The sequence below is a fragment of the bacterium genome (assembly GCA_040753085.1).
Classification (GTDB): Bacteria; UBA9089; JASEGY01; order JASEGY01; family JASEGY01; genus JASEGY01.
In genome coordinates this window covers 1-9,156 of record JBFMHI010000109.1, presented here as the reverse complement: position 1 = coordinate 9,156, position 9,156 = coordinate 1, and the positions used below count along the sequence as shown (strand labels likewise).

Sequence of the window (9,156 nt, the reverse complement as noted above, 5' to 3'; positions counted from 1 at the left end):
GATATTTGCGGGGAAGTTAAGACGAGAAAAGTAGTTTTGTAGAAAAAAATGGTATGATGATGCTATAGCCGATAATGAACTAACCGCAAGGTTTCACAGAAAATTGGACGGTTATGAACCGTCCCAGATTTGTGAAATATAGGGCTTGACTTTTTTGAGGTAATAAGGTATATTGTGACAATATAGTATTACGCCGCAACATTGGCGTTGTCCGCGAGAATCATGGCAAAAAGGTGATCGGTAGTCAATAGGCAGTGCAGCCACTGATTACCGATTACCTGATTATTGGTTGGGGCTTTGCCGCGCTAAGAGGAGGCTTAATTTATGTCCAGTGTAGTTAAAAAGAGAAGAAAAAAGATCAGGAAGCATAAGTATAAAAAATTACGAAAACGGACCAAGATACAACGTCGGCGGTTAGGGAAATAGAAGGTGTTCAAAAACCTTTTTCGACTGATAGTCGACTTCCTTTTCCCTTCGGTTTGCTTGATCTGCGGCCGCTTTTTGAAGGAGGAAGAAAAAGAGGCGGTTTGTCCTAAATGTTGGGCAGAGATTCAATTGATTCATCCTCCGTGGTGTGAGCGATGTGGACTTCCACTCGCTCCCTCCTTTGAAGGAATCTCTGCCCCTCTTTGTCGGGGATGCAGGGAAGGGAAAAGGTGTTTTCACCAGGCCCGGGCGGTAGGCATCTATGAGGGGATTTTAAGGAAAACCATTCACCTGTTTAAATTTGGTCAAAAAGAAGCTCTGGCTCGACTCCTGGGGGGACTCATGGCGGAATACCCGGATCAATATTGGCCTGAGCTTAAGGTTGATTTTATCCTGCCTGTGCCTCTTCATCGGAGACGGCTTAGGTCCCGCGGATTTAACCAGGCTGAGCTTCTGTCTAAGATAGTAAGTCTCAACCTGAATCTGCCTCTTTTAACAGGAAATCTTCTTAGAACACGGTTCACTATTCCTCAGATTGAACTGACCAAAGAGCAAAGATTGACCAATCTTAAAGGGGCTTTTAAGGTAAGACGTCGGGAAGAAATAGAAGGCCGTTCCCTTCTTTTAATTGATGATGTCTTTACGACTGGGGCGACTATGAATGAGTGCAGCCGGGCATTACTGGAAGCTGGAGCAGCTAAAGTCTACTGCCTGGCCCTGGCCCGGCCGGTTTAGGGCCTATCCCAAAACCTTGGTGGTCGCTCCCTAACGGTCGCGGCTTGGAGAGCTTAGAAGTCAGAGGTTAAATGGGCAAACAATCCGAAATAGCGGGTACCTACGAAATGGGTGCGGAATCCGAAATCGGAATAATCCGCCATCCAAAATCGAAAGGCCCTGCCCATATCAATATCGAAGTTACCAATGACTGCAACCTCCACTGTGTCATGTGTCCGGGAAGAAGAATGCCGCGGCCGGTAGGTTATATGAAGATGGCCATCTACCAGAAGATATGCGATGAGGCCATCAGGATTGGAACCAGGTCTTTTCTTCTTTATCTCTCTGGCGAGCCCCTCCTTCACCCTGAGCTCCCTCAAATGATCAAATATGCCAAAGAGGCTGGGCTCGATTTTGTTGGCCTTTCCACCAATGCCACTCTTCTGACGGAAGAAAAGGCCCGTCAGTTGCTGGGATCAGGAATTGACCGGCTTACCATCTCCCTGGATGGGGTAAATAAAGAGACTTACGAGTCGCTAAGAATCGGGGCCAAATTTGATCAGGTTATCAAGAATGTCCAGGGCCTTCTTAAGGTGAGGCAGGAGCTTGTGGCCGGGACCCATATTGAGCTGCAGATTATCAAGATGAAAGAGACGGTGGCTGAAATACCGGATTTTATCAGGAAGTGGCGGGCCCGATTAGATGTGGCGCACGGAGACACGATCAGGATTCAATATTTTGATACCTGGGCCGGTCAGGTCAAAGATAGAAGCGCTTACCTTCCGATGGTGATTGACGGTCAGGAGATAGACCAGCTTCCTTACATCAAGTATGTGGATACCCTGGGGTTTGAAACTAAGCAGAAAAGGCCCTGCGGGCGGTTAAGGCACGCCTTAGACATCTACTGGAACGGAGATGTGGTCCTTTGCTGCCGGGACCTTTTGGGTAAATCTATCTTTGGGAATGTAGACAAAGAAGGAATTATGGGCGTTTGGGAAGGTTCAAGACGTCAAGAGATCCTGGAAGCCGATCTATCTGGTGATTACTCCAGGATCCCTCTCTGTGCCAACTGTCGGGAGAGGCATTTTTATCCCTATCCCTGAATAAAAAATCCGGTGACCGTTCAGCCACCAAGGCACGAAGACACGAAAAAGTATGTGTCTTAAAGAGCAGTAGAGCAATAGAGCAGCCGTTCTGGAACTTTCAGAAAAGTCTTTAACTCCTGGGTTACTGCTCTGTTGAGCTATTAAGAAATAATTCTTTAATCTTTGTGTCTTAGTGTCCTTGTGGCTGAACACTTACAAGATCCGCCATATCTTGAGGCAGCGGGGTGACAAACTCCATATATTCTTTAGTCTTAGGATGAACAAACCCCAGAGACCTGGCGTGAAGGGCCTGTCTCTTGAGACTGAGTTGTTTCCTTTTAGGGCCGTAAGTAGCATCGCCTACCACCGGATGGTGGATGTAACTTAAATGGACCCTGATCTGGTGGGTCCGGCCCGTACCCAGCTTAATCTCAAGGAGGGTAAAATCAGAGAACCGCCCCCTGACTTTGAATCTGGTTATGGCCTCTTTACCTCGCCTGGTGGCCACACCCATTTTCTTCCTGTCCCTGATATGATGTCCGATAGGCATATCTATCTCGCCTTCCTCTTCCCTGACTATTCCATGAACTAACGCCAGGTAAACCCGGTTGATGGTCCGGGAGGCAAACTGATTTACCAGGTCCCAATAGGCCTCATTGGTTTTAGCCACCACCAGGACACCGGAGGTATCTTTATCCAGCCGGTGCACAATGCCTGGTCTATCCGCCGAGATGCCCACTTCAGAAAGCCGGCCACAGTGATGGAGCAGGGCATTGACCAGGGTCCCTGACCTGACTGAAGTGGCCGGGTGAACCACCATGCCGGCCGGTTTGTTGACCACGATAACATCTTCGTCTTCATAGAGAATATCTAAAGGGATAGGTTCGGGCTGGAGTTTGAAATCTTCAGGGGGAGGGGGAAAGTGGCAGACAATCTTATCCCCGGCCTTAAGATGGTAGCTGGACTTGACCTTTTGAGTCCCCACTCTGATATGGCCGGCCCGGATCAGTTGCTGGATATAGGCGCGGGAGAAATCAAAATGCTCCTTCAGAAAGTGATCCAATCTTTGATTAACCCATTGAGCGGGAATATGGCGGATGGTGGATGGTTTATTCATCAGGGTACAATTACCTTTCGACGACGAGCCACCTTGGCTTGAAAGCTATACTACTCTACATAGCACACCTGAGGATGTTTGTCAATATTATTCAAGCCTGGTGGCCTTCGTAGATAATTTCCCGCAACCGTTCAGCCACCAAGGCACGAAGACACGAAGGGGAAATTATTGATGAATTTAGTCTCTTTGTGTCTTTGTGGTAAAAAGGAGGCTGGTTTTTTAATCAATTTTAATATCTACTATACTTTCGCACTTTTTGTCATTCCTGCGCAAGCAGGAATCCAGAAGCCTTGATATTACTGGATTCCCGCTTTGGCGGGAATGACGAGAGGTTATTGCAAAGTATTTGTATTTCAAGTAGTTACAAAAAAGCACAAAAGTATAGTATGTTACTTAATTTAAAAGTATGCAGTAGAGCAATAGAGTGCCAGTTCTGGAACTTTCAGAAAAGTCTTTAACTACTGGGCTACTGCTCTGTTGAGCTATTAAGAAATAATTCTTTAATCTTTGTGTCTTCGTGTCTTTGTGGCTGAACACTTACAATTTCTCTTGACAGATTAAATGGATTATTATACAACATAATTATGAGTGATGGCCGTTGACCTGGCTGCCAAAGCTGAGGAACGAAGGCTGACAGCTCATTACTAAACAATTACCATTGACCTTAGTGCCTATCCCCAAACCCAGACCCCAGGAGTCTGGCCGACGCCTGGTGTCTAACCCCCTGTTGTCGAGGACGCTTCGCATCCTCGACAAGGCGCTGCGGAAGTTTTGGGATAGGCTCTTAAAGCATGCACGAGTTACCTATCACCGAGGGAATTCTCGCCACGACGCTGGAAGCGGCGAAGCAAGCCAGAGCCTCCCGCATCACCGGGATTAACCTGGCCCTGGGGGTCTTCTCCGGCTATGTGAGTGATTCCATCCAGTTCTATTTCGACCTCATTAGCCAGGGAACTCCCGCTGAAGGCGCTGTCCTCCAGATACGCCGCATCCCGGTCACCTGCTCCTGCTCGGACTGTAAGCAGAACTTCATCTGGAAGGAGGAAATTTTGCCTACCGCGTGTCCCCACTGCGGGGGTATCTGCTTCCAGGCGACCGGCGGGCAGGAATTCTACGTGGAGAGCATTGAAGTGGAGGAAATATGAAAGTTCCTGTGGTTCAACGGATCTTGAAGGCCAATGATCAGATTGCCCTTGAGAACCAAAGGCAGTTTGAGGCGGCGGGAGTAAGCGCCCTCAACCTTATGGCCTCACCAGGGGCTGGGAAGACCAGCCTGATTTTAGCTAGCGTCTCCCATCTCTCGGAGCTAAAAGTAGGGGTCATTGAGGGAGACGTAGCCTCGACGATTGATGCCGACCGCATTGCCTTCGCGGGGATACCGGTGGTGCAGGTCAATACCGGCGGGGCATGCCACCTGGACGCGCCAATGGTGCGTTCCGCCCTGGAACAGTTTCCTCTGAAGGGGTTGAACCTTATCTTCATTGAGAACGTGGGTAATCTCGTTTGCCCGGCCAACTTTCGGCTGGGAACGCATTTCTCGGTGGTGGTTTCCAGTGTGCCGGAAGGACACGATAAGCCTTACAAATACCCTGGTATATTTACTGGCGCCGATGCCGTGCTGTTGAACAAGGTGGACCTGCTGCCTTACTTTGACTTTGACCTCGATTACTTCCACCGAGGTCTGGAGATACTTCGTAAGGATATCCCCTTTTTCCTCATCTCCTGCCGCACCGGGGAAGGAATAGAAGAGTGGGGACGATGGCTGGTGCAGCGCTGCAAGAATAGCCACTACTCAGGTGGATAGGCTGAAGGCTGAAGTTCAATATAGGCCGTTACACGTAATCTACTTTTATCAAATAAAGCCCACAGGCAGGAACAGTTGGTCCGGCCAGAGTGCGGTCTCGGGCGGCCAAAATATCTTCTACTTCATAAGTCGATCGTTTACCCTGTCCAACCTCAATCAAAGTCCCCACTATGGCCCGAATCATATTAGGCAGGAAGGCATCCGCCCTGATATGAATTCGAATAAGACCATCAGCTTGAAATAGAGGGAATCCCCCTGGGGAATAAGGGCAGCCCTGACTTTCCAGCCTGGATGTGGTGCCGGCGGTCTGCCAGCCGGAATCTGTAATCCGCAGTTCTTTTATTCTTCGATAAGGGTTGTTAAGGTCTTTATCTGAAGAAGAAAATGAGGTAAAATCGTGGCGTCCGATGAGGAACCTGGCTACTTCTCTCATTTGTTCCGGATTAAGTGGTTGAGGCACCCAATGGCTATACCTTTTCTGTAAGGCCGAAGGAAAGGGACGATTGAGGATAAGATATTGGTAGGTTCGATCAACGGCCGAAAATCGAGCGTGAAAATCCGGAGGCACCTCTTCGGACCCGGTAACAACCACGTCTTTGGGCAGTAGGCTGTTTAGCGCTCTTGGGAACTTATCTGTCGGTATCGAGGGGTGTTCAGTCTTAAAATTAGCTATCTGTCCTAAGGCATGCGCCCCGGCATCTGTTCGGCTGGCGCCTATTACCCGGGTTTTGGAACCGATTAAGCCCTCCAAAGCTATTTCCAGAACGCCGCTAACGGTAGGTAAGTCCGGTTGAATTTGCCAGCCATGGTAACCGGTTCCATCGTATTCTAAGGTAAGCTTGATGTTACGTGACCGCTGGGTTTTGAAAGGCATCTTTAAGCTTTTCCCTTGTTTTCAGAGGATCTTCAACAATTACTCTGGCCCCGTTTATGACGTCCAGGAAACCAACTTCATTGCCATACCTGGGAACAATATGAAGATGGAGATGTTCCAGACTTGCCCCTGATGGCCGGCCTATATTGTAACCAAGATTGAAACCATAAGGCTGATAAATCCGTTCTAAGATATCAAGGCTTAGTTTGGTCAACTGATGTAGCCGTGTCCCCTCCTCATCATTAAGCTCCCTTATATCAAGAACATGCCTTTCAGGGAAAATCATTAGATGGCCTGGACTGTAAGGATATAGATTAAGAGAGACAATGAAACCCGCTTCTCTGTAAACAACAAGCCGCTCTACCCGCTCATCGTTATCGGCCACGGCACAGAGAATACACGCCACCTTTGGCCTCTGTCCGCGAACATATTCTAACTTGGATGGAACAAAGAGGTTGTTTCTCATAATATTATGCTGGTTAAATTATACTATAGTTTCGTCGTTTTTTAAGTTTTATTGTCTTCGCTTGTCAATTTGTAACTATTTAGTCACGGATTTACACGGATGAAACACGGATTCCTTTAATATATAAGTCGTTTAAATTCAACTCCTTCTTTTCCCAAATTGATAAGTAAGCCCACTTCTTTTTTGTTGCTTTTTAATTATTTTATCCGTGCTAATCTGCGTTAATCCGTGGCTGAATAGTTACAAAAATGCTAAAAGTAAAAAAAGTTACACTACCAATTCTTTTGCTGGGATTCTCATCTTTTCAAATTGTTTGGGCTTTCCAGACAGCCTCCAATAATCTTCTTGCTTCTTCTGGTATCTCTAAGGCTATCTCTTCTATAGGTTTTGCTTTCCCAAAGAGGAAACCTTGCCCAAAACTTACCCGGCGCTCATTATTACAAAATCTCTCTAAATCCCTTATCCCCCATTTCTCAGTTACTCCTTCAATAATTACCAATCCATTATGGGCTACACCAAATTTTAGATAGGCATCCAATATTTGAAAATCACCGGTATTTAAGCATTCGTTCACGAAGTGCCAATCTACTTTGATATAACGGCTACGGAGTCTTACAAGTCGAAGGTCATAAGTACCATCTGCACCCTGGTCATCTGTAGCGAAATTGTGTCCTCTTAAGAATAAAGGAGTAACCTTCTTATCTTCTATACTTTTGCACTTTTTTTCTAACTACTTGAAATAGAAATACCTTACAATAACCTCTCGTCATTCCCGCGAAAGCGGGAATCCAGTAATATCAAGACTTCTGGATTCCTGCTTGCGCAGGAATGACAAAAAGTGCAAAAGTATAGTTTTGAGAGTGTTTCAAAAATTTCAATGATACAATTCCTTGATTCTTTGAATATACCCTTTGGCAATACGGACATCAGGAGAACCTATCTTCTCAAAGATTGAATATGCTTGAGTGGAAAACTCTAATGCCCTCTTATAATCACTTTTATCAAAATACAATACCCCTATCTGTCCAAGACTCCTTGCTACCTGCACAACATCTCCTATCCTTTCAGCTATCTCCAATGCCTTTTGATATTGCTTTAATGCAGAATCATAATCACCTCTTTGATGATAAATTGCCCCAATATTATGTAAGCTTTTTGCTACACCAGCAATATCTCCTATCCTTTCAGTTATCTCCAATGCTTTTTGATAATGCTTTATTGCAGAATCATAATCACCTCTTTGATGATAAATTGCCCCAATATTATGTAAGCTTTTTGCTACACCAGCAATATCTCCTATCCTTTCAGCTATCTCCAATGCCTTTTGATAATGCTTTATTGCAGAATCATAATCACCTCTTTGATGATAAATCATCCCAATATTATGTAAGCTTCCTGCTACACCAGCAATATCTCCTATTCTTTCATCTATCTCCAATGCCTTTTGATATTGCTTTAATGCAGAATCATAATCACCTCTTTGATGATAAACCATCCCAATTTGATGTAAGCTTTTTGCTACCTGCGCAATATCTCCTATTCTTTCAATTATCTCCAATGCTTTTTGATATTGCTTTAATGCAGAATCATAATCACCAAGTAGGTAGTAAATTTGTCCCATTTTAGAGATAAGTTTAGCGATATTCTTCTCATCTATCTCCTTATCTGTTTTATACTCCTCTAACAGATTCTTATAGATGTTTAGTTTTTTTAGCAAATCATCTTTATTTTGATAAGATATAGGTTCTTCACTAAGGCGTTGTCGTAGTTCTAAAATCTGTTTATAATCTTTAACTCTAAAATCAAATACTCCGCTTCGCCTTGACCAAAAATCTGCTGCCTTATTTGCAATTTCATCTCGAGCATACTCAGTTATCCAAAAGAGAAACCCATAATTATACTTAAAGAAACCTTCTCGTTGATAATTGATATATCCCAAAACTTCAGGGAATGCTTGTTCTATATCATAGATAGATACTACCAAATTATTAGTAGGTTCAAGCTGTTCAAGTAATTTTAGTGGGTTTTTTTGTGTAGAAGTTAAGGAGAATTCTACTATTGGAAGTTTGAGTTTATCTTTAAGTCTATTAATAATCCCATCTCGGCCAGCAACAGTATTATAAAGACTAAATATAATACAGCCTATCCTGGAATTGTTCAATATAGTAGCTAATCGATTAATCTCATCTTCAAATAGGTTTACTTGCATATATTCACTCAAAAATCAACCAGTGGTCTTATAATAGGATGAAGATTCCCCCAGGTTTCATCATTACGATATTCTAATAAGCTCAAGTTGTGGAGTAGTTCCTGGACTATTTCTTCATTTATAATTCTTTTATCCTTATCTTCTTTAATCCGCTTGAGGATTTCATAATGTTCTTTTCGCAATAAGGCTCTATAATCATTACATATCTCATTAGCCATCCTTTGGACGCTATCTACATCAATAACTGGTTTTTTCTCACTCAAAGCGTAATTAACTGCTCCATGAATTAGACGGACTAATTCTACCATTAACCCACCACTTAATTGTATAACCTCGTAACTACTCAGCCATATGAGTTCAAAGAGGTATTTCAAGATGGGGAGTCGGAAATTGGAGTGTAGTAGCAAATTGGGGACAGAAGGGAAGTAAAGGCGTGGCATACTGCCTTGTAGGGGCACAGC

At 44.5% G+C, this 9,156-nt stretch carries 11 protein-coding genes; 5 read left to right on the top strand and 6 right to left on the bottom strand.

The features are described 5' to 3' along the window. The first annotated feature begins 324 nt into the window (after positions 1-324). From AB1797_10600 to AB1797_10590, 3 genes are all read left to right on the top strand, one after another. Positions 325-426, top strand: a complete 102-nt coding sequence (locus AB1797_10600) for an AURKAIP1/COX24 domain-containing protein (protein ID MEW5768051.1) — start codon at positions 325-327, stop codon at positions 424-426. 3 nt (positions 427-429) lie between these two features. Further along, complete coding sequence (locus tag AB1797_10595) at positions 430-1,161, top strand: ComF family protein (protein ID MEW5768050.1); 732 nt, start codon at positions 430-432, stop codon at positions 1,159-1,161. Positions 1,162-1,232: 71 nt separating this feature from the next. Beyond that, a complete protein-coding gene (locus AB1797_10590; GenBank protein MEW5768049.1) occupies positions 1,233-2,243 on the top strand; it encodes a radical SAM protein in 1,011 nt (336 codons plus the stop codon). Between the two features lie 172 nt (positions 2,244-2,415). Here AB1797_10590 and AB1797_10585 read toward each other — a convergent pair whose 3' ends face one another. Next, positions 2,416-3,342: an RluA family pseudouridine synthase gene (locus AB1797_10585; protein MEW5768048.1), complete on the bottom strand. Its 927-nt coding sequence runs from the start codon at positions 3,340-3,342 to the stop codon at positions 2,416-2,418. A 791-nt stretch (positions 3,343-4,133) separates the two neighbouring features. Here AB1797_10585 and hypA point away from each other — a divergent pair. Both hypA and hypB read left to right on the top strand, forming a co-directional pair. Next, complete coding sequence (gene hypA / locus AB1797_10580) at positions 4,134-4,487, top strand: hydrogenase maturation nickel metallochaperone HypA (protein ID MEW5768047.1); 354 nt, start codon at positions 4,134-4,136, stop codon at positions 4,485-4,487. Next, positions 4,484-5,146, top strand: coding sequence for a hydrogenase nickel incorporation protein HypB (gene hypB / locus AB1797_10575; protein MEW5768046.1), 663 nt, complete (start codon positions 4,484-4,486; stop codon positions 5,144-5,146). The genes hypA and hypB overlap by 4 nt, the downstream gene beginning before the upstream one ends. A 28-nt stretch (positions 5,147-5,174) precedes the next feature. Here the strand turns inward: hypB and truA are convergent, their stop codons facing one another. From truA to AB1797_10550, 5 genes are all read right to left on the bottom strand, one after another. Beyond that, the gene (gene truA, locus AB1797_10570) at positions 5,175-6,020 is read right to left on the bottom strand and encodes a tRNA pseudouridine(38-40) synthase TruA (protein ID MEW5768045.1); all 846 of its coding nucleotides are present in this window, start codon (positions 6,018-6,020) and stop codon (positions 5,175-5,177) included. Beyond that, the gene (locus tag AB1797_10565; protein MEW5768044.1) at positions 5,992-6,486 is read right to left on the bottom strand and encodes an HIT domain-containing protein; all 495 of its coding nucleotides are present in this window, start codon (positions 6,484-6,486) and stop codon (positions 5,992-5,994) included. Before AB1797_10565 ends, truA begins: the two co-directional genes overlap by 29 nt. 304 nt (positions 6,487-6,790) lie before the next feature. Further along, positions 6,791-7,060 carry a hypothetical protein gene (locus tag AB1797_10560; GenBank protein ID MEW5768043.1) on the bottom strand — a complete coding sequence of 90 codons (270 nt, stop codon included), beginning with the start codon at positions 7,058-7,060 and terminating at the stop codon, positions 6,791-6,793. Between the two features lie 300 nt (positions 7,061-7,360). Further along, positions 7,361-8,707: a tetratricopeptide repeat protein gene (locus tag AB1797_10555; protein MEW5768042.1), complete on the bottom strand. Its 1,347-nt coding sequence runs from the start codon at positions 8,705-8,707 to the stop codon at positions 7,361-7,363. Then, positions 8,704-8,958, bottom strand: coding sequence for a hypothetical protein (locus tag AB1797_10550; GenBank protein MEW5768041.1), 255 nt, complete (start codon positions 8,956-8,958; stop codon positions 8,704-8,706). Before AB1797_10550 ends, AB1797_10555 begins: the two co-directional genes overlap by 4 nt. Positions 8,959-9,156: the final 198 nt, after the last annotated feature.